The sequence below is a fragment of the Streptomyces sp. 549 genome (assembly GCF_030124175.1).
Lineage (GTDB): Bacteria > Actinomycetota > Actinomycetes > Streptomycetales > Streptomycetaceae > Streptomyces.
This window is the reverse complement of the sequence record NZ_JASKMT010000013.1, coordinates 1-17,733: the sequence shown is the minus strand read 5'-3', so window position 1 is coordinate 17,733 and position 17,733 is coordinate 1. Positions and strand designations below refer to the sequence as shown.

Annotated in this window: 19 protein-coding genes, 1 tRNA gene and 2 pseudogenes; 15 read left to right on the top strand and 7 right to left on the bottom strand. The window is 68.6% G+C overall.

All coding sequences use genetic code 11. From position 1 onward, the window contains the following. The first annotated feature begins 32 nt into the window (after positions 1–32). Together QNO07_RS16205 and QNO07_RS16200 are read left to right on the top strand one after the other, a co-directional pair. Positions 33–1,553, top strand: a complete 1,521-nt coding sequence (locus QNO07_RS16205) for an MFS transporter (protein WP_283992732.1) — start codon at positions 33–35, stop codon at positions 1,551–1,553. Positions 1,554–1,594: 41 nt separating this feature from the next. Further along, positions 1,595–2,401: a TetR/AcrR family transcriptional regulator gene (locus QNO07_RS16200; RefSeq protein ID WP_283992731.1), complete on the top strand. Its 807-nt coding sequence runs from the start codon at positions 1,595–1,597 to the stop codon at positions 2,399–2,401. A gap of 80 nt (positions 2,402–2,481) precedes the next feature. Here QNO07_RS16200 and QNO07_RS16195 read toward each other — a convergent pair. Next, positions 2,482–3,969: pseudogene (locus QNO07_RS16195) on the bottom strand (MDR family MFS transporter); the annotation flags it as partial. Positions 3,970–4,170: 201 nt separating this feature from the next. Here QNO07_RS16195 and QNO07_RS16190 point away from each other — a divergent pair. Further along, positions 4,171–4,383 (top strand): hypothetical protein, encoded by a 213-nt coding sequence (locus QNO07_RS16190; RefSeq protein WP_283992730.1) that lies wholly within the window; start codon positions 4,171–4,173, stop codon positions 4,381–4,383. Positions 4,384–4,632: 249 nt separating this feature from the next. Here QNO07_RS16190 and QNO07_RS16185 read toward each other — a convergent pair whose 3' ends face one another. The 4 genes from QNO07_RS16185 to QNO07_RS16170 form a co-directional block, all read right to left on the bottom strand. Continuing rightward, entirely contained in the window at positions 4,633–5,535 is a 903-nt protein-coding gene (locus QNO07_RS16185; protein ID WP_283992729.1) for an RNA polymerase sigma factor SigF, read from the bottom strand. 200 nt (positions 5,536–5,735) lie between these two features. Beyond that, on the bottom strand, positions 5,736–6,521 hold the full coding sequence (locus QNO07_RS16180) for an RNA polymerase sigma factor SigF (RefSeq protein ID WP_283992728.1): 786 nt from the start codon (positions 6,519–6,521) through the stop codon (positions 5,736–5,738). A 196-nt stretch (positions 6,522–6,717) separates the two neighbouring features. After that, positions 6,718–6,879: a hypothetical protein gene (locus QNO07_RS16175; RefSeq protein WP_283992727.1), complete on the bottom strand. Its 162-nt coding sequence runs from the start codon at positions 6,877–6,879 to the stop codon at positions 6,718–6,720. A gap of 218 nt (positions 6,880–7,097) precedes the next feature. After that, positions 7,098–7,197, bottom strand: a tRNA-Ser gene (locus QNO07_RS16170). Between the two features lie 281 nt (positions 7,198–7,478). On the opposite strand from QNO07_RS16170, the gene QNO07_RS16165 reads away from it, so the two are divergent. Next, positions 7,479–9,269: a hypothetical protein gene (locus QNO07_RS16165; protein WP_283992726.1), complete on the top strand. Its 1,791-nt coding sequence runs from the start codon at positions 7,479–7,481 to the stop codon at positions 9,267–9,269. Positions 9,270–9,277: 8 nt separating this feature from the next. Here QNO07_RS16165 and QNO07_RS16160 read toward each other — a convergent pair whose 3' ends face one another. Both QNO07_RS16160 and QNO07_RS16155 read right to left on the bottom strand, forming a co-directional pair. After that, positions 9,278–10,027: a glycosyltransferase family 2 protein gene (locus QNO07_RS16160; protein ID WP_283992725.1), complete on the bottom strand. Its 750-nt coding sequence runs from the start codon at positions 10,025–10,027 to the stop codon at positions 9,278–9,280. A gap of 2 nt (positions 10,028–10,029) precedes the next feature. Beyond that, entirely contained in the window at positions 10,030–10,818 is a 789-nt protein-coding gene (locus QNO07_RS16155) for a GntR family transcriptional regulator (protein WP_283992724.1), read from the bottom strand. A gap of 433 nt (positions 10,819–11,251) precedes the next feature. Between QNO07_RS16155 and QNO07_RS16150 the strand changes: the two genes are divergently transcribed. From QNO07_RS16150 to QNO07_RS16100, 11 genes and pseudogenes are all read left to right on the top strand, one after another. Continuing rightward, entirely contained in the window at positions 11,252–11,509 is a 258-nt protein-coding gene (locus tag QNO07_RS16150) for a DUF6284 family protein (RefSeq protein WP_283992723.1), read from the top strand. Continuing rightward, on the top strand, positions 11,506–12,138 hold the full coding sequence (locus QNO07_RS16145; protein WP_283992722.1) for a GGDEF domain-containing protein: 633 nt from the start codon (positions 11,506–11,508) through the stop codon (positions 12,136–12,138). The genes QNO07_RS16150 and QNO07_RS16145 overlap by 4 nt, the downstream gene beginning before the upstream one ends. After that, a complete protein-coding gene (locus QNO07_RS16140) occupies positions 12,135–12,341 on the top strand; it encodes a hypothetical protein (protein ID WP_283992721.1) in 207 nt (68 codons plus the stop codon). Before QNO07_RS16145 ends, QNO07_RS16140 begins: the two co-directional genes overlap by 4 nt. Continuing rightward, complete coding sequence (locus QNO07_RS16135) at positions 12,338–12,796, top strand: hypothetical protein (protein ID WP_283992720.1); 459 nt, start codon at positions 12,338–12,340, stop codon at positions 12,794–12,796. Before QNO07_RS16140 ends, QNO07_RS16135 begins: the two co-directional genes overlap by 4 nt. Next, complete coding sequence (locus tag QNO07_RS16130; RefSeq protein WP_283992719.1) at positions 12,793–13,794, top strand: DUF2637 domain-containing protein; 1,002 nt, start codon at positions 12,793–12,795, stop codon at positions 13,792–13,794. The genes QNO07_RS16135 and QNO07_RS16130 overlap by 4 nt, the downstream gene beginning before the upstream one ends. Next, positions 13,791–14,132: an RRQRL motif-containing zinc-binding protein gene (locus QNO07_RS16125; protein ID WP_283992718.1), complete on the top strand. Its 342-nt coding sequence runs from the start codon at positions 13,791–13,793 to the stop codon at positions 14,130–14,132. The genes QNO07_RS16130 and QNO07_RS16125 overlap by 4 nt, the downstream gene beginning before the upstream one ends. 132 nt (positions 14,133–14,264) lie before the next feature. Beyond that, positions 14,265–16,466 (top strand): cell division protein FtsK, encoded by a 2,202-nt coding sequence (locus QNO07_RS16120; protein WP_283992717.1) that lies wholly within the window; start codon positions 14,265–14,267, stop codon positions 16,464–16,466. Positions 16,467–16,608: 142 nt separating this feature from the next. Next, complete coding sequence (locus tag QNO07_RS16115; protein ID WP_283992716.1) at positions 16,609–16,872, top strand: hypothetical protein; 264 nt, start codon at positions 16,609–16,611, stop codon at positions 16,870–16,872. A gap of 21 nt (positions 16,873–16,893) precedes the next feature. Next, entirely contained in the window at positions 16,894–17,082 is a 189-nt protein-coding gene (locus QNO07_RS16110) for a hypothetical protein (RefSeq protein ID WP_283992715.1), read from the top strand. A gap of 11 nt (positions 17,083–17,093) precedes the next feature. Beyond that, a complete protein-coding gene (locus QNO07_RS16105; protein WP_283992714.1) occupies positions 17,094–17,300 on the top strand; it encodes a hypothetical protein in 207 nt (68 codons plus the stop codon). Positions 17,301–17,382: 82 nt separating this feature from the next. Next, positions 17,383–17,733, top strand: a pseudogene (locus QNO07_RS16100) (DNA methylase); the annotation flags it as partial.

Below are 17,733 nucleotides of genomic sequence, written 5' to 3'. Positions count from 1 at the left end.
GCGCCTAACCATACGCCGTACAAGGAGCCCGCATGACGGCGACCAACGCCGCGGAAACCACCGTGAAAGCACCCGGCGGCCACCCGCGCCGTTGGCTGATCCTCGCGGTGATCTGCCTCGCCGAGTTCACCGTCCTGCTCGACAACACCATCCTCAACATCGCGATCCCCTCGCTGAGTCGGGACCTGTCGGCGTCCACCTCCGACATCCAGTGGATGATCAACGCCTACGCCCTCGTGCAGGCCGGTCTGCTGCTGACGGCCGGCAACGCGGCGGACCGCTTCGGCCGCAAGCGCATGCTGCTGGCCGGGCTGGCCCTGTTCGGGCTCGGCTCGCTCGCCGCGGCCCTCTCCACCACCTCCGCCCAACTCATCGCCGCACGGGCCGGGATGGGGATCGGCGGCGCGCTGCTGCTCACCTGCACGCTCGCCGTGGTGATGCAGATATTCGACGCCTCGGAACGCCCGCGGGCGATCGGCATCTGGAGTTCGGTGCTCTCGCTGGGCTTCGCGCTCGGTCCCCTCGTCGGCGGCTTCCTGCTCAACCATTTCTGGTGGGGTTCGCTGTTCCTCATCAACCTGCCGGTGGTGGCGTTGGGCCTGGTCGCCGTCGTCGTGCTCGTTCCCGAGTCCCGCAACCCCAGCGGCGACCCGCTGGACCTGCTGGGCGCGCTGCTGTCCGTCACCGGCATGACCGCGCTGGTCTTCGCGATCATCTCCGGCCCGGACCACGGCTGGAACTCGCCGCGGGTGGTGCTCACCGCGCTGGTCGGTGCGGCGGCCCTGGCGGCGTTCGTCTGGTGGGAGCTGCGCATCCCGCACCCCATGCTCGACATGCAGTTCTTCCGCGACCAGCGCTTCGTCGGCGCGGTCGCGGGCGGCCTGCTGGTGGCGTTCGGCATGGCCGGCTCGCTCTACCTGCTCACCCAGCACCTCCAGTTCGTGCTGGGCCACCAGCCGCTCGACGCCGGGCTGCGCATGGCGCCGCTCGCCCTGACGGTGATCGCCGTCAACTTCACCGGCGGCGGCGCCCGCACGGCGCTGCGGCTCGGCACGCCGGTCACGATCCTGGTGGGCATGAGCCTGCTCGCCGCGGGCCTGGTCTGCGTGGCGCTGCTGGGCAGCGCGTCCTACTCCGGCATGCTGCTGGGCCTGGTGGTCATGGGCGTCGGCGTGGCGCTCGCCATGCCGACCATGGCCAACGCGCTGATGTCCGCGATCCCGCCCGCCAAGGCCGGTGTCGGCGCGGGAGTGAACGGCACTCTTGCCGAGTTCGGGCACGGACTGGGCGTCGCCGTGCTCGGTGCGGTGCTCAGCTCGCGGTTCGCCGCACTGCTGCCGGGGACCGCGGCGGGCGCCGGGTCGCTGCCGGCGGCCCTGGAGAAGGTCACCACGCCCGGCGAGCGGGAGGCGGTGGCGGACGCCTTCGCTCGGGGTGTGGAGACCAGCCAGCTGGTCGGCGCGGTGGCGGTGTTCGCCGGTGGCGCGCTGGCCTTCGTACTGCTGCGCCGGGCGGAACGCGCGGTGCCGGTGGTGCCCGCGCCCGGCGCATAGCATCGACGCACGTGCCGCACGACCCGTACCGAGGAGTCCCCATGCCACCCGGCAGCCGTGCCCGCCCCGCGCCCCGGACCAGCGTCTGGCTCGCCGGCGGACCTTCCCGGCACCGTGCGGCGGACGCCGCCCCGGACCATCCCGGCGCGCTGGACCGGGCGAGGATCACCACGGTGACCGTGCGCCTGCTCGACGAGGAAGGGCTGGCCAAGTTCTCCATGCGGCGGCTCGCGTCCGAGCTGGGCGTCACCGCGATGTCGCTGTACTGGTACGTCGACTCCCGGGACGACCTGCTGGAGCTGGCGCTGGACGCCGTCCAGGGGGAGATCGCCCTGCCCCGCTTCGACGACGGCCCGCAGCCGGACGCCGCCCCCGCCGACCGGGACGACGCCTGGCGGGAGCAGTTGCGCGACCTTGCCTCCGAGTACCGGCGCATGCTGGTCGGCCACCCGTGGGTGTCGCCGATGATCGGTCAGTACCTCAACGTGGGGCCGCAGGCGATGGAGTTCGCGGCCGCCGCCCAGCAGGTGATGCTGCGGGCCGGGCTGCCCCCGGGCCGCCTCACCGGCGCGCTGTCGGCGGTCTTCCAGTTCGTCTACGGGTTCGGTGCCGTCGAGGCGAACTGGAACGCCCGCTGCCGGTCGTCGGGCATGGACAAGGACGCGTACTACGCGTACATCCACCGGCAGGTCGAGGGCCGGCCCGAGTACGCCCAGTCGCTGGAGCTGCGGGAGGTCGGCGGGTCCGGGACCGTCGACGGCATGCGCCAGCAGGACTTCGACACCGCCGTGGAACTGCTCGTCGCGGGCATCGAGGCCCTGCGCTCCGGTCCGGCCGCCCGAAGCTGAGCCCCGCCCCGCTCCCACCGCGTCCCCGCCCCCCGGGCACGGCTTTCCGCCCCAGGAGGTCAGCGCGGAGCGTGCGAGGTGGTCCGGAGCGGGACCTCCTTGACGCACACCACCAGCAGCAGCGCCAGCAGGGCGGCGGGCGCGGCGTAGAGGTAGATGTCCGCGATGCCGTGCCCGTAGGCGCTCTCGACGACCGTCCGGACCGGACCGGGCAGCGCGTCCATGTCGGGGATGGCTCCGCTGCCCGGGGCGCCGGACCCGGCCGGGACTCCGGCCTTCGCCATGCCGTCCTGCACGTAGGTGGAGATGCGGGTGGCCAGGACCGCGCCCAGCGCGGAGACGCCGACCGCGCCGCCCAGTGAGCGGAAGAAGGTGATCGCCGAACTGGCCGAGCCGAGGTCGGCGGCCGACACCTGGTTCTGGGTGGCGAGCACCAGGTTCTGCATCAGCATGCCGAGGCCCAGGCCCAGCAGCGCCATGGAGATCGCGATGTGCCAGTAAGGGGTGTCGTGGCGCATGGTGCCCAGCAGGCCCAGGCCTGCCGTCATGCCGACGCCGCCGGCGACCAGCCAGCCCTTCCACCGCCCGGTGCGGGTGATGATCACGCCGGAGAGCGTGGACGAGAGGAAGATGCCGGCGATCATGGGGATGGTCAGCACGCCTGACATGGTCGGCGACTGGCCGCGGGCCAGCTGGAAGTACTGGCTGAGGAAGACGGTCGCGCCGAACATCGCGACACCGACGAAGAGCGAGGCCAGGGCGGTCAGGGTGATGGTGCGGTTGCGGAACAGCCGCAGCGGCATGATGGGTTCGCTCGCCCGCCGCTCGACGGCGACGAACAGCAGGCCCAGCAGCAGCGAGCCGCCCACCATGGCCACCGTCTGCCAGGACGCCCAGGCGTAGCTGTCGCCCGCCAGCGTCACCCATATGAGCAGCAGGGAGACGGCGGCGCTGACGACCAGGGCGCCCAGCCAGTCGATGCGGACGCCGGCGCGGCGCACCACGGGGAGCTTCAGCGTCTTCTGCAGGACGACCAGGGCCACGATGGCGAACGGCACGCCCACGTAGAAGCACCAGCGCCAGCCCAGCCAGGAGGTGTCGGTGATCACTCCGCCCAGCAGCGGGCCGCCGACCGTGGCGGTGGCGAAGGTGGCGCCGAAGTAGCCGCTGTAGCGGCCTCGTTCACGCGGCGAGATCATCGCCGCGAGGATCACCTGGGCCAGCGCGACCAGTCCGCCGACGCCGAGGCCCTGCACGGCGCGGAAGGCGATGAGCGTGCCGGTGCTCTGGGCCAGCCCGGCACCGGCGGAGGCGAGCACGAAGATGACGATCGCGAGCTGGACCAGCAGCTTCTTGCTGTAGAGGTCGGCCAGCTTGCCCCACAGCGGGGTGGAGGCGGTCATGGTGAGCAGGGAGGCCGTCACGACCCAGGTGTAGGCGCTCTGGCCGCCGCCGAGGTCCGAGATGATCTCCGGCAGCGCGTTGGAGACGACCGTGGACGACAGGATCGCCACGAACATCCCCAGTAGCAGCCCCGACAGGGCCTCCATGATCTGCCGATGGCTCATCGGCGCGGTCTCGGTCTCGTGCGCGGTGCCGACTGTCTCCGTCGTCGTGGTGCTCACCCTTCGCCCTCCGTAGTTTGTTGCTCTAAGCAACTATAAGGAGGGAGGGTACTCCGGCCAAGCGGAATCGGGGCAGGTGCAGGCAAACAATCCTTAAAGCAGCCGGGGATGCCGTGGCGGCCCGGCGTTCGCTAAGGTCCGCCTATGGCTCACAACCCCCAAGCACCGCAGGGCCCCGAGGGCAACCCGGACCCGGCCGGCAGTACCCAGATGTTCCGCGCCTTCGTCGACGAGGGCGGCGTGCCGCAGAGCCCGGCGGCCCCGGCTCCCGCCGCGGGTCCCCGGGTCGGGCTGATCGTCGGCGTGATCGTCGGCCTGGTGGCCGTCGCCGCCGTCGTCTGGCTCGCCCTGTCCTGACCCGTCGCACTCCATCGGGCCTCACCCGGCGCCACCACCGGTGACCGGGTGGGCGCTCGCACGCCCTCTCCGCCCGCGTGCGTCCCGCCGCGTGCGCGGAGGTGGTGCCGCTGTGTCTTCTGCCGCGCCCGCATGGGGGGCCGACGCGGCGTCCGGTCCGTCGGCGGCGGAGCCCTGCGCGCTGCTCCGCCCTTGTCTGCTCCGGCTTTGTCTGCTCCGGCTTTGTCTGCTCCGGCGTGGAGCTGCCGGTCACTCCTCCGTGATCAGGCCCTCGCGCAGCTGGGCGAGCGTGCGGGTCAGCAGCCGTGAGACGTGCATCTGCGAGATGCCGACCTCCTCGCCGATCTGCGACTGGGTCATGTTGCCGAAGAACCGCAGCATGATGATCTGCCGCTCCCGGGACGGGAGTCGGGCCAGCAGCGGCTTCAGGGACTCGCGGTACTCCACGCCCTCCAGCGCGGCGTCCTCGTAGCCCAGGCGGTCCGCCAGCGAGCCCTCGCTGCCGTCCTCCTCCAGTGAGGGGGAGTCCAGCGAGCTGGCGGTGTAGGCGTTGCCCACCGCCAGGCCGTCCACCACGTCCTCCTCCGACACGCCCAGGCACGCGGCCAGTTCGGGCACCGTGGGGGAGCGGTCGAGCTGCTGCGACAGGTCGTCGCTGGCCTTCGTCAGCGCGAGCCGCAGCTCCTGGAGGCGCCGGGGCACGCGCACCGACCAGGACGTGTCCCGGAAGAAGCGCTTGATCTCCCCGACGACCGTCGGCATCGCGAACGTGGGGAACTCCACGCCGCGTTCGCAGTCGAAGCGGTCAATCGCCTTGATCAGGCCGATCGTTCCGACCTGGACAATGTCCTCCATCGGCTCGTTGCGGCTGCGGAACCGGGCCGCGGCGTAACGCACCAGGGGGAGGTTGAGTTCGATGAGGGTGTCGCGCACGTACGCACGCTCACCGCTGTCCGCCTCGAGTGCGGCGAGCCGCAGGAAGAGGGAGCGGGAGAGGGTGCGCGTGTCGATGGCGTCGGACTCCGCGGCACGCGCCGCGACGGGCGGGGGGCCCGGCACGCCGGGCGCCTCGGATGTCCCGGAAGCACCGTGCGGTGCGTCGGTGTTGATCGCTTCGGTGAGTACCTTCGAGCTGCCCAGATCTACGGACATGCCACCCCCTTGAGGTCGCGGACGGGTCGCAGCGGCTGCCTTCCGGATGAGGGCAGTCCTCCACCTGAATACCGGCGGTGCAGCCGCGGCAAACGCAGCTCTTGCAGAATGTCACAAGTCAGCAACGCGATGTAGCGTCATGTCGATAAAACTGCACAGCTGGGAGCGGGTGTACTCCGAAGGAGTGTCACCCGAACTGGCTACGCTTCGATGGTGTTTGCGGCTCGCAGCCTGGCGAAGCTGCGGGAGAGCAGCCGGGAGACGTGCATCTGCGAGACGCCGAGTTCCGCACTGATCTGGGACTGCGTCAGGTTGCCGTAGTAGCGCAGCATCAGGATTCGCTGCTCGCGCTCCGGGAGTTGCACCAGGAGGTGCCGGACGAGGTCGCGGTGCTCCACGCCGTCCAGTGCCGGGTCGTCGTAGCCGAGCCGGTCGATGAGCCCGGGCCGGCCGTCCTCACGCTCCTGCGCGGCCTCCAGGGAGGTGGCCCGGTAGGCCCGCCCGGCCTCCATGCAGGCCAGCACCTCGTCCTCGCCGATCTCCAGCCGCTGGGCGATCTCCGCCGTGGTCGGCGAGCGCCCGTGCTGCACGGTGAGGTCCTCGGTCGCCGTGCTCACCTGCGTCCACATCTCGTGCAGGCGGCGGGGGACGTGCACGGTCCGCACGTTGTCGCGGAAGTACCGGCGGATCTCGCCGATGATCGTCGGCATCGCGAAGGTGGGGAACTGCACGCCCCGCGCCGGGTCGAACCGGTCGATGGCGTTGATCAGCCCGATCGTGCCGACCTGGACGACGTCCTCCATCGGCTCGTTGCGGCTGCGGAACCTGGCGGCGACGTAGCGCACCAGCGGGATGTTCGCCTCGATGAGCGCGTCCCGGACCCGGTGGTGCTCGGGAGTGCCCGGTTCCCGCTGCGCCAACTGCTCGAAGAGCGCCTGGGTCAGCGCCCTCGTCCGGGCGCTGCGGCTTTCGCGGGTCTGAGTCACCGCCACCCTTGCACCACCCCTTTCACGGTCTACTCATCCGGCAAAAGCGGTCATAGCATCACAATTCATAGCCATCGTGTGCAAGCACCTTATACGTCCGTGTTGGTGATGCGGAGGTACGAAGAACGGCCCCCCATGGGCACTGGGGGGCCGTTCGGCGGAGGCTTCGATCGGGTGTGCTGATCCGGGGCGGGTCTCAGTTGACCAGCTGGGTCATGAAGTCGCCGACGCCCTGCGCCGCGGTGGAGATCCCCTCGAACCCGACCTGGACCAGCTCGGCCGAGCGGGCGGGTGAGGTGATGATCGTGTACAGCACGAAGACAACGACGATGTAGAGCGCGATCTTCTTGATGTCCACCGTCGCCGCCTCCTGTGGCTGGCCGCTGTCCCCTGTGCAGTCGCGAGAGTCTATCCGGCCAGGTCGTCGGCTTGATCGTCCCTTATCCGGCCAAAACCCCAGCAACCAGGGCTCTTTGCCGCCGAACTCACCACTCCGCGCTCGGCCGACCTGTCCAGGGCGCACGACGAAGGGCCGGACCCCTGCCGGGTCCGGCCCTTCGTTCGTCCTGCTCAGAGCGGTAGCGGTGGGATTTGAACCCACGGTGGAGTTGCCCCCACACTCGCTTTCGAGGTCTGCTCGTGCTGGTCAGAGGGGTGTCCGGGGTCGTTCACTACCGTTCGGAACGGCCCGCCACCAGGACGTGAGGGGCGGTGTGCAGCGTGGTCTGAACGCCGCTGGACGTAGGTGAATGAGACGGAAACTGAGACGGTCGGCGGGGTTCATCTCCGAGGCCGCCTCGGGCGCTCCCTACCCCGCGTATCTTGTCTGGCGTTCAGTGCCCTGCCGTTCGAGAGCCGGCCTCTGCGACCCTTGGCCTTCACAAGTTCGGCGACCATTTCATGGAATCTCCATCAAGTGAGTGTGCAAATATGCGAAATTGGCGCCGAAATCACAAGATGATTATCGGGGAATCGAAAGCCTACTACATTTTCACTTTTGGCGGTGAAGCCCCAATGGATATCCATAAGGTCGCTAGACGGCTACTGAAGCAGGGGGTGGCCTATGCTGCGATTTCTCCAGCAAGTGGAGACGTTTTCATGTCGCCGCAGTATAGAGAGCTTGCGGACCTATTGCGAGATGGGGAGAAGATCTCTTCTTTCAAGTCGGCAACTGGAAAACGCGAACGCCTGAAATGGCTATTGTGCAATCCTGGTATTGGGCTAAAGATGGCGGCAAGGCTTCGAATTCGAATTTCATCAGGAGTGCATGATGGGGATAGCGAGAGTGGGGGTGCGGATTCGGAATCAGGTATTGAGGTGATTGATGAATGGAGGCGCCATCGAGAGGCGCTTGACAGGGTGGTTATGGGTCGGCAATTTTCGGTAGCGGTTCAGCATGAGGTGGAGCGGGGCCTATTGCGCCCCTCCTATCTGGAGCGTGAGCCTTATATCCGGTTGAAATTGAGAGCGGGACGCGTGTGGCTTTCTGGAGGGGTTCCTAGTGGTAGATCTCAAGGCCATGAATCGACTCTTGAAGCCCATCTGATGCTCCATCGGTCGGGCGTCATGCAATTGGTTCTGTCCTATGCATTGCCGCAGAATATCGATGCAGATACCTACGGTATGTTCTCGTTCGGAGGTTCTCCAGCGATCGACGCTGTGAGCCTCCCAGAGGCGGTAATTGATACGGATGCCGGGGCTTTGGGTGGGGCCGTGAGTAGAGGAGTAGAAGGAAAAGACGAGTCGGGGTCTCGTCTTATCAAGATCGAATTTAGTAGCAGTACTAGTGCTGCCGTAGTCTTCGTGGCTTATGCGAATTCTGTCACAGCTGTAGGCAAGGTGAGCTGGGAAGGTGAATGGTTCTGCTACCCGGCCATGTTCCTCGCAGGGATTGCATGCTGTGAGTCCGAGAATAAGTTCAGTCGTTCTCATGCTGAAGAACTTGCGCTGCTCTTCTTGAGGCTCGATCCGCGTCAGGGTATTAGGGCCGAGCAGCTTCGGACTCTGATGCCGGAAAATGCCGCACTGGACTCAAACTCCTCATTCTATTTCAACGCCTCGTCAATGCTTGAAATTGAATGGAAGGGGCCACCAGGTGAATTTGCCGACCATCTGAATAGGTTGATCATTATGGAAAGCGCCCTGCTGCAATACTGGCAGATCCGAATGCTGGATCAACGGATCAGCGCAACGCAGGACAAGCTTTCCAGGGTCCGTGAGGTTCAAAAGGAGGCAATCTTTGGGTTGAGGGAATACAGGGAAGCTGCAATTAGCTATGGCACCGCGAAAGAGATTACCGAAAAGCTTCTTTCGGAGTGGCGTGCTGATAGGTTCTATGCCCGTATTCTGGAAGGCTTGTCCCAGCTCCAGCAGCTTGCAGCTACTGAGGAATCACGTCTGGGCGCTAAGCGAGCGAATACTCTGGCGGCTCTTGTGCTAATCGCCACTCTCTTCTTTGGGATTCCGGCTGTCGGTCAGACGTTGCAAGCGATCGACGAGATCCCCGATGGCGGATTTCTCGGGTTTCTCTCCGCGCCCCTTCGCTTCCTCGCCGGCATGGGTCCTCAAGGAGTGTGGATCGGCTATCTCACGATGGCTACGGCCACCGTCATCTGCTTTGTGTATTTCGCCGTGTCGGGTAAAATCGGGAGATCAAGAGGGCGGCGGTTCAGGCCTATCGGAATGCGTTGGCCTGGTGGGGATCTGCGCACTGTTAGGGTTTCTGAAATTGGTGACACAGGTGACTAGATGCGCTGCTAATTGCCTACTCTCCAGTCCATAGCCATCAACGCCTCTGCTCTTGCTGTGATCACTGAAATGCGAGCATCACGTTCGCCAGAGTGGGTGTGTGCCAGATCGTTAGTGACCTGCCCCGACCACTTGCGGTAGAGCAAGCCCGTTTCAACGGTGAACCATCCCGTGCTGACGGCGTTGAGCGCCATGAGAAGACCGGTGTCTTCGGAGGCTGGTAGTGCCATCCAGCCCCCAAGGGCCAAGACCAACTCCCGCGAGGCAGCAAGAGTGGCAGGGTGAACCGGGGCCCGGTAGGCGTGCGCTCGCCAGTGCTCTAGTACCTCGCCTCTCTGGATTGGCCCCTCCGGCGGGTCTTGGTCGAAGCCGACGGTGGAGCCATCCGGCAGGAGGTCCAGCACTCGTGACGTTGACCAACTCACCCCGGGCTGTGTGAGGGCCACAAGGTCACGAGCAAGCGCGCCGGGAGTGAGTTGGTCGTCTGCGTCCAGCACCTTGACGTATTTGCCAGCAGCGCGGGACAGCGCCAGCGTCCGAGCGACACCCGCACGGCCGTGTCTCCCCTGCCCGAAACTCAACCGGGGATCGTCGGGGAGGTGCGGAACCACGGCATCGGTCTCACCGTCTTCCTGTACGACCCACTGCCAGTCCCAACCGTCCGGGAGCTTCTGGGCTGCCAACGACCGGTAGGCGTCTCCAAGGTGGTGTGCGGCAGGTGCATGTACGGCGGTGATGATCGAAATAAAGTTGGTCATCCTCACCACCTCTTGAGGGGGGTTGTGAACACCATCTCCGTGCGGTCGCCCGGCAACGTCACATCGGATACCTCTACTGTCCGTCCGGTGGTGTCGATGGAGATCTTGCGCAGAACGAGTACGGAGACGCCCGCCGACAGTCCAAGTTCCTCTGCCTCTTCGGCCGTTGGCGGCCGGGCGCTGACGTGTTCAACGATGCGGTCGAGTTCGATACCGACCGTGTGCAACTGGTTCTGTGTTCCTCCGGGCCACGGCTCGTTCGCCTGGTCAAGCAGGGCAGGGTTGGCCCCGATCAACCCGCGAAGCAGATAGGAGTGGGCCAGATTGAACGGCGCCTCTTCCTCGCGGTACCACGTGCGGTAGACGCGTTCGAGCAGAGGTGTGCCGACGGCTACGTCGAAGACGGACGCAAGGTCATCATCGGCTGTCGCGTCTTGGTACTCCGCGCGGAAGACCAGATCGGGTAGCTCCAGGCCGGTGTCATGTTCGGTCGCACCCGTCTTGCGGCGTTCGGCTTCCGGCTGGCGTGCTCGATCCTTCTCCCACTGGTGTCGCCCGTTGCGGCGCTCCACCAAGCGGCGCGGCTTGCGGACGATGTTGCCCCGTCCGTGCTGCTTCTCGATCAACCCTTCCGCCTGGAGGGTGCCTAGTGCTTGCCGCACCGTCGGCAAGCTGCGGCGGTAGCGCTCTACCAGCGCCGTTTCCGCTGGCAGTCGTTCACCTGGCTTCAACTCGCCGCTGCGGATCTGCTGCCGCAGATCGTCAGCGATCCGCTCGTACGCCTTGGCCATCTGGCATCCACCGTCCTGGGTTGGTCGAGCTGACCAAGCATAAGTCCTCATGAGGTGTTGACGATTGCTGTGAGGGCCGTCATAGTCATGGCTAGTCCTAAAGAGGAGTTGAGGACAGCACCTCTTGGAGCTCTAGTTTGCTGCGCCCGGACGGCCTCGTGAAACGGGTCGAAAGGCAGCGCTGGTCCTTTGACAACTGCATGAGGTTCCGCTGACGCCCCTCGAACGGAGGTGTGCGGGGTTGTCGGCGGGAGCGAACCGAGGGCGGGGCCGGAGAGGGCCCCTGCGGGGGTGAGGGTGCAACTCCCTTCCCGCCCACGCCAGCGGCATACGCCGCTGTGCACTGCCTGATTCTTCCCCGACGGCGTGCGGCTCCGGTGCTCGAACACCGGAGCCGCTGTCTGGGCCGTCTGCCTGAGAGGACCTACGACCCATGAGGAACATCGTCGCACTGGCGGCGGTCGGTGCGCTGGATGCGGAGCCGACCGCTGCTGAGCTGGACGCCATCGAGCGTGAGATGCCGCTGATTCGGGCGGACGTCGAGCTGCTGGATGTGCGGATCGCGCTGCTGGACCGGCCGGTGTCGGAGTTGGACGCGCGGCGGCTGCGCCGGGCCCGGCGCCGGGTGCTGGACGCTCGCCGCGACCTGTCCAACCGCGCCGCCACCACGTCGGGCGAGGTGATCGCATGAGCGCTCTGCTTCCTGCGGCTGCAGCTGCGGTGCCGCTGGCCGGGTGGGGGGTGCACGGCCTGTGGCTGCGCCGCCAGCTCCACAACGCGCGGCGTGACCCGCTGACCGGGCTGCGCACCCGCGCCGCGTTCGAGAGGACCGCCGGCCGGATGCTCCGGCGCGGCCCCCACGCCGTCATCGTCATCGACCTGGACGGGTTCAAGGCCGTCAATGACACCTTCGGCCACCCGGCTGGCGACCACGCCCTGACCACCGCCGCCACCGCGCTCACCGAGGCGATGGAGCGTGAGGGTCGGGGCGGGATCGCCGCGCGGTTGGGCGGGGACGAGTTCGCCGCCGTGGTGCCGGTGGCCGATCCGGTGTCGGTGCCGTTGCTGCTGCGCGAGCTGCACGCCCGCCTGTGCGAGCCGCTGGCCTACCGGGGCCGCCGGTTCGCTCTGGGTGCCTCCCTGGGTGCCTGCCTGACCGGTGAACTCCCGGCCCCTGACCTCTCCCTTGCGCTGCGGCGGGCGGATGAGGCCATGTACGTCGCCAAGCGCGGCGGGGGCGGCTGGCTGGTGGCCGACGGCCCCACCCTGTCTCACCCGACCAGCAACGGCCGCCGGGCCGGACGGCGAGGTACGGCATGAGCACTGACCCCCGGCCCCGGGCGTATCCGATCCGGCCGTTGCCGGACGACGACGCCCGGTTCACGTTCGGCCTGATCCGCGACGTGGCCGAAGTTCTGGCCGCCCATGGCTTCCCGCCGGTCACCAGCGGCCTGGACCACGTCGATCTCCAGCAGGCCCTGTTCCGGTTCCTCTACAGCGACCGTCCCGGAGGCGCATCATGATCCGCTTCATCACCGACGCTCGCCTGCGCGAGCTGATCCAGGACACCGGGCAGGCACATGCGTCCGCTCAGGAGGCTCAGGGCCATGCGGCTGAGGTGTGGCGCTGCCACATCCAGCGCGTACGGCACCTCACCCAGCGGGCGGAGTCGGCGGAGGGTGACGCGGCGATCCTGCGCGAGGACGTGTCCTTCCTGCGCGCCGCGTTGAAGGAGGCCACCGCTGCGGTTGACGGCCTGGAGGCGGAGGTGTCGGCGGCGCGTCGTGCGGCGGCGGAGCCGGTGGCGCTGCTGCTGCGTTCAGGGGTGCCGCACAGTGTTCATGGCAGTGTTCACGCTGCCAAGGAACACGCTGCGCTCCACGGTGCCAGCCCGTCGGGCTGGGCGCCGCAGACCGACCCGAGCACCGTTTCCGACTGGCTGGTCATGCCGGTCCGCCGGAGTGGGGGCGGGTCGTGAACGCTGTTCAAATCCGTTCAGCAGACCGCGCCCTCTCCGTCGGCACCTGGCTCATCGTCGGCGGCGCCATGCTGTTCTCGATCCTCACCGTCACCCCGCTGATGGCCAAGCACACCCCCGACGGCTGGCGCTGGACCGCCCCCATCCTCCCTCTCGTCGTGGATGCCGCCGTGGTCATCGTGGTCCGCCTGGACGCCGTTCTCGCCCGTCTGGGTGGGCACGGGGGCCGGTGGCCGGTAGTGCTGCGGTGGATGACCGGCTGCATGACTCTGGCCCTCAACGTCGCCGACTCCGCACTCAAGAAGGACCTGGTAGGGGTGGCTGTTCATGCGGTCGCGCCGCTGCTGCTGATCGTCACCGCAGAGACCGGACTCGCCTACCGCCGCGCCATCGCCGCCGCCCTGACCGCCCACGAAGCCCAGCAGCGCGCCGAACGCGAAGCACGCGAGCAGGCCGAGACAGCGCGGCGAGAGGCGGCGGAGCGGCGGGTGCGCGAGGAGCGCGAGCACGCCGCGATGCTGGCGCGTGAACAGCGTGAACACGAGGCCCGTCTTGCCCGTGAGCAGACCGAACGTGAGGAAGCCGCCCGCCGGGCGGAGCGGGCTGAGCAGGAGGCGCGGGAGCGGGCGGAGCGGGAGGCTCGTGAACGCCGTGAACGCGAGCGTGAACAACACCAGCGCGAGCGTGAACGCCTCGAACGCGAAGCCGCACAGCGCGCCGAGACCGAGCGGCTGGAGCGCGAGCAGGCAGCGCGCCGGCAGGAGCAGGAACGAGCTGAGCGTGAACGCCGTGAACGCGCCGCCCTCCTGTCCGGCGGACCGGTGAACACCAAGCTGCCCGAGGCCGAGGCGCGCCGGATCGTGCACGCCGCGTTCGGCGAAGGGCTGCCGGTGCGGTCGGCCGCGGAGTTGTGCGGCTGGTCCATCGGCTGGGTCTCCACCCGCTACCAGGAACACCGCGACGGCGCCGGACTCGTCCTTGAAGGCGCCACCTCATGAGCACCCTGCCCGTCTACCGGTGGCGGCTCGCCCCCGACGGCTACGCCACCCGCCGCCAGCTGCGCGCCCTCGGGTTGCGGCCTGGCGGTCAGGACGTGGCCGCGCAGCTCGAACGGCCCCGCCGCCGGGGCCGCCCACCGCTGGTGGCCTACCTCTACCGCATCGACGCCGCGAAGCCGGTTCGGCCGATGACGCCGGGCCGGTGGGCCGCGCTCGACCGTGCCAACACCGCCCGACGTACCTGCCCCGAGTGCGGGCGGGATGCGGGCTACACGATCCCTGCCTCGCTGGGCGCCTGTGTGCCCTGCGCCTACCCCGAGGCACAGCGCGCTGCCTGACGGCAAAGGGTGACGAACTGTGTCCCTTTGGCCGCTCTGGCGGCCTTACGTTCTGCTGCAACACGGGCCCGGCCGCCTACCTCTCACAGCATCGGCCGGGCCCGCCAACCCCTCCCGTAGGAAGGAACGTCAGTGAACCACGACGATGAACACGAGCTGTTCCGACGGCTCGAAGCCGACCTGAACACCCCGGCCGGGGCTGAGGTCGTTGACCTGGACAAGGCCCGAGCCGCCCGCGAAGACGCCACCGCAGTCGCGCCCACTCCCGACGCTGACGCCGATCGGGATGAGACGGCGGAACCGGTGCTGGTGGACGGTCCGGCACCGACGGGCCCGGGACTGATGGAGCGGGTCCGGGGTGCCCAGCGCGCCCCGATCCTCCCGGCCTGGGTGTGTTCGAAGCCGGAGTTCATGAACGCGGCGGGGTGGCTGGCCGGGTACGCCGGGCACACCGCCGCCTTCCACACCGTCCGCGCCCCCTACTACGCGGCGGCGCTGGCGGTGCGCGCACCGGCCGGTGCCGCGCGGTTCGTGGGCGGCAGTCTGCGGTGGCTGCGGGACGCGGAGGGCGAGCACCTGCGGCAGGCCGCCGCGAGGCGGGAGCACCCGGAGGACTACCTGAAGCTGTCGCGGCAGCGGGACAACCGGGTGCGGCTGCGGGGTCTACTGTTCACGCTGGCCTGCCTCGTCGGCCCGATCGTCGCCCTGTCCCTGTGGGTGCTGGCCCCTGCGTGGTTGCTGGCGGCCAGCGCGGCGGCGGTGACGCTGGCGCTGGGCTGGTACGGCGCACCGGCGGATAGGCCGGTTGTCTCCCGCGCCGTCGTCGCCACCGAGGTCGAACGCCTCACCTCCAGCATTGTCGAGCGCGCTTTGGGGGCGCTGGGGATCGCTGAGGTGAACAAGGCGCTGGGCAAGGGCGGGGAGGGCATCAAGTTCCCCGCGCCGATCACCCGCGATGGCCCCGGCTGGCGCGCCGACGTCGATCTGCCGTACGGGGTGACGGTGACGGACATCCTCGACCGCCGTGACCGGCTTGCGTCCGGGCTGCGGCGCCCGTTGGGGTGTGTGTGGCCGGAGCCGGTGCCGGACGAGCACGCCGGCCGGATGATGCTCTGGGTCGGGGACCGGGCCCTGTCGAAGGTGCCGCCGCCCGCATGGCCGCTGGCCAAGAGCGGTTCGGCGTCGCTGTTCGAGGCGCTGCCGTTCGGCACCGACCAGCGCGGACGTCCCGTCGCGCTGACGCTGATGTACGACAACCTCCTCATCGGCGCGATGCCTGGCATGGGCAAGACGTTCTCCCTGCGCACCCCGCTGCTGGCCGCCGCCCTCGACCCCCGGGCCGAACTGCTGGTGTGGGAGCTGAAGGGCACCGGCGACCTGGACGCGCTGAGCAAGGTCGCCGCCGACTACGGCTCCGGCCCCGACGACGAGACGTGTGCGGCGGCGCTGGACTCGATCCGCTATGTCTACGGCGACCTGGAGCGCCGGGCGAAGGTCATCGCGGGGCTGCCGAAGGACAAGTGCCCGGAGAACAAGGTCACCCCCGACCTGGCCAAGGTGCCCTCCCTCGGGCTGCACCCGCTGGTGCTCTCCATTGACGAGTGTCAGGAGCTGTTCATGCACCCGGAGTTGGGCAAGGAGGCCGGGGCGCTGTGCACGTCCATCATCAAGCGCGGCCGGGCCCTGGGCGTGATCCTGCTGCTCGCCACCCAGCGCCCGGACAAGGACTCCCTGCCCACCGGGATCTCCGCGAACGTGGGCTCCCGGTTCTGTCTGCGGGTGATGGGCCAGACGGAGAACGACATGGTGCTGGGCACCTCCGCCTACAAGAGCGGCACCCGGGCGACGACGTTCACCAAGTCCGACAAGGGCATCGGCTACCTCGTCGGAGCCACCGACGAGCCGCAGATCGTGCGCACCTACTACCTGGACAACCTCGACGCTGAGCGGATCGCGCAGCGGGCCCGTGCGGCGCGCATCGCGGCCGGGACGCTCAGCGGCGCGGCGGCGGGTGAGGCGCCGGAGCGCTCTGTCGGTGTGGACACGCTGTTGGATGACCTGCTGGCCGTGGTGCCCGCCAGCGAGGCGAAGTGCTGGAACGAAACCGCCGTCGATCGCCTCGCCCAGCTCCGGCCCGAGCTGTACGAGACGTGGGCCGCGCTGGACCCCGGCGACAAGGCGGCCCAGCTCACCAACGCGCTCAAACGGCACGGGATCAAGACGGGTCAGGTCGGGCGTCGGGTGGACGGCAAGACCGTCAACCGGCGCGGCTTCGAACGCCACCACCTCACCACGGCGGTTGCGGAGCGTGACCGAAAGCGGCCCGCCGGATGATTCCCCGGGGCCGCTAACGCTAGCGGCACAGCCCGCTAACGTTAGCGGCCCCGCTAGCGGCCCACACCCCCAGTGATCAGCACGCTAGCGGTTAGCGGCCTGACCTGGGCAACCCCTGGAAACCCCGGTCAGGAGACGCTTCGTGCCCCCTGCTCTCACCGCTATCACCCTCCTCACGCTGGTCACGTTCGGTTACGTCGGTGTGTGTGCGGCGGTGCCGTTCCGCAACTGCCGCCGCTGCCGCGGACTCGGCTTCGCCCTTACCCACACCCGCACGGGCAAGCCCAAGCGCGGCCGGGCCTGCCGCCGCTGCCGCGCCACCGGCAAACGCCTACGCGCCGGCCGCTGGCTCTACAACCGCTGGCACCGCATCCACCACCACGGCACCCGCCAACCCCGCACCTGACCCGGAAGGGACACACCCGCCATGGCCGTGACCATCTCCCTCGCGCTCCTCTTCGGAGCACTCCTCGCGATGCTGCTCAAGACCCGCAGCCTCAGCGCCGGTTCCGCCTTCATCGCCGTCGGCTTCGGCTACTTCCTCGCCGCCACCGGCGCGGCCGGACCCATCAACGACTTCACCGCCGCCGTCATCACCGCCATCCCCGACCTGTGAGGAGCACACCCGTGCCCGACCACATCACCCTGATGGCCGCCGGAGAGCTGCGCGACGCCATCGACGCCGCACGACGCGGCGACCCGGCCGCCGCCGCCCACGCACTCGCCTCCATCGACCCCCAGTCGTGGCGAGCGATCGAGCATCGGATGGCCACGCTCGGCGGCACCCTCGCCGGCCTGCTGGCCCCCGACCGCGACGACCGCACCGGCCTCTGACACAGCACGGGGCGGCCCACCTCTCGCCAAAGAATCCGGGCCGCCCCACCACCTCCCACCCGAAGGACAGGAGAACACCAGCATGACTCACCCGTTCCCCATCCGGCGAGGGCCCGGCCACCGGCCGCGTCTGCTTGATCTGTTCTGCTGCGCCGGCGGCGCAGCCATGGGCTACCACCGCGCCGGGTTCGACGTCACCGGCGTCGACATCGCCCCCCGCCCGAACTACCCCTTCCTCCACCACCAGGGCGACGCCCTGGAACACCTCGCCCACCTGACCGCGTCCGGGGAGATCCGCCGGTACGCGTTCGTCCACGCCTCCCCGCCCTGCCAGCACGGATGCGCGCTCGCCGTCGGTACGAACGCCTCGCAAGGGTGGGGCCGCACACACGTGGACCTGGTGGCCCCGACCCGTGAACTGCTGGATGCGTCG

Excerpts from the sequence above, each read along its gene's own strand:
- QNO07_RS16205 (WP_283992732.1), top strand. The coding sequence starts at position 33 with ATGACGGCGACCAACGCCGCGGAAACCACCGTGAAAGCACCCGGCGGC.
- QNO07_RS16200 (WP_283992731.1), top strand. The coding sequence starts at position 1,595 with ATGCCACCCGGCAGCCGTGCCCGCCCCGCGCCCCGGACCAGCGTCTGG.
- QNO07_RS16190 (WP_283992730.1), top strand. The coding sequence starts at position 4,171 with ATGGCTCACAACCCCCAAGCACCGCAGGGCCCCGAGGGCAACCCGGAC.
- QNO07_RS16185 (WP_283992729.1), bottom strand. The coding sequence starts at position 5,535 with ATGTCCGTAGATCTGGGCAGCTCGAAGGTACTCACCGAAGCGATCAAC.
- QNO07_RS16165 (WP_283992726.1), top strand. The coding sequence starts at position 7,479 with ATGATTATCGGGGAATCGAAAGCCTACTACATTTTCACTTTTGGCGGT.
- QNO07_RS16160 (WP_283992725.1), bottom strand. The coding sequence starts at position 10,027 with ATGACCAACTTTATTTCGATCATCACCGCCGTACATGCACCTGCCGCA.
- QNO07_RS16155 (WP_283992724.1), bottom strand. The coding sequence starts at position 10,818 with ATGGCCAAGGCGTACGAGCGGATCGCTGACGATCTGCGGCAGCAGATC.
- QNO07_RS16150 (WP_283992723.1), top strand. The coding sequence starts at position 11,252 with ATGAGGAACATCGTCGCACTGGCGGCGGTCGGTGCGCTGGATGCGGAG.
- QNO07_RS16145 (WP_283992722.1), top strand. The coding sequence starts at position 11,506 with ATGAGCGCTCTGCTTCCTGCGGCTGCAGCTGCGGTGCCGCTGGCCGGG.
- QNO07_RS16140 (WP_283992721.1), top strand. The coding sequence starts at position 12,135 with ATGAGCACTGACCCCCGGCCCCGGGCGTATCCGATCCGGCCGTTGCCG.
- QNO07_RS16135 (WP_283992720.1), top strand. The coding sequence starts at position 12,338 with ATGATCCGCTTCATCACCGACGCTCGCCTGCGCGAGCTGATCCAGGAC.
- QNO07_RS16125 (WP_283992718.1), top strand. The coding sequence starts at position 13,791 with ATGAGCACCCTGCCCGTCTACCGGTGGCGGCTCGCCCCCGACGGCTAC.
- QNO07_RS16110 (WP_283992715.1), top strand. The coding sequence starts at position 16,894 with ATGGCCGTGACCATCTCCCTCGCGCTCCTCTTCGGAGCACTCCTCGCG.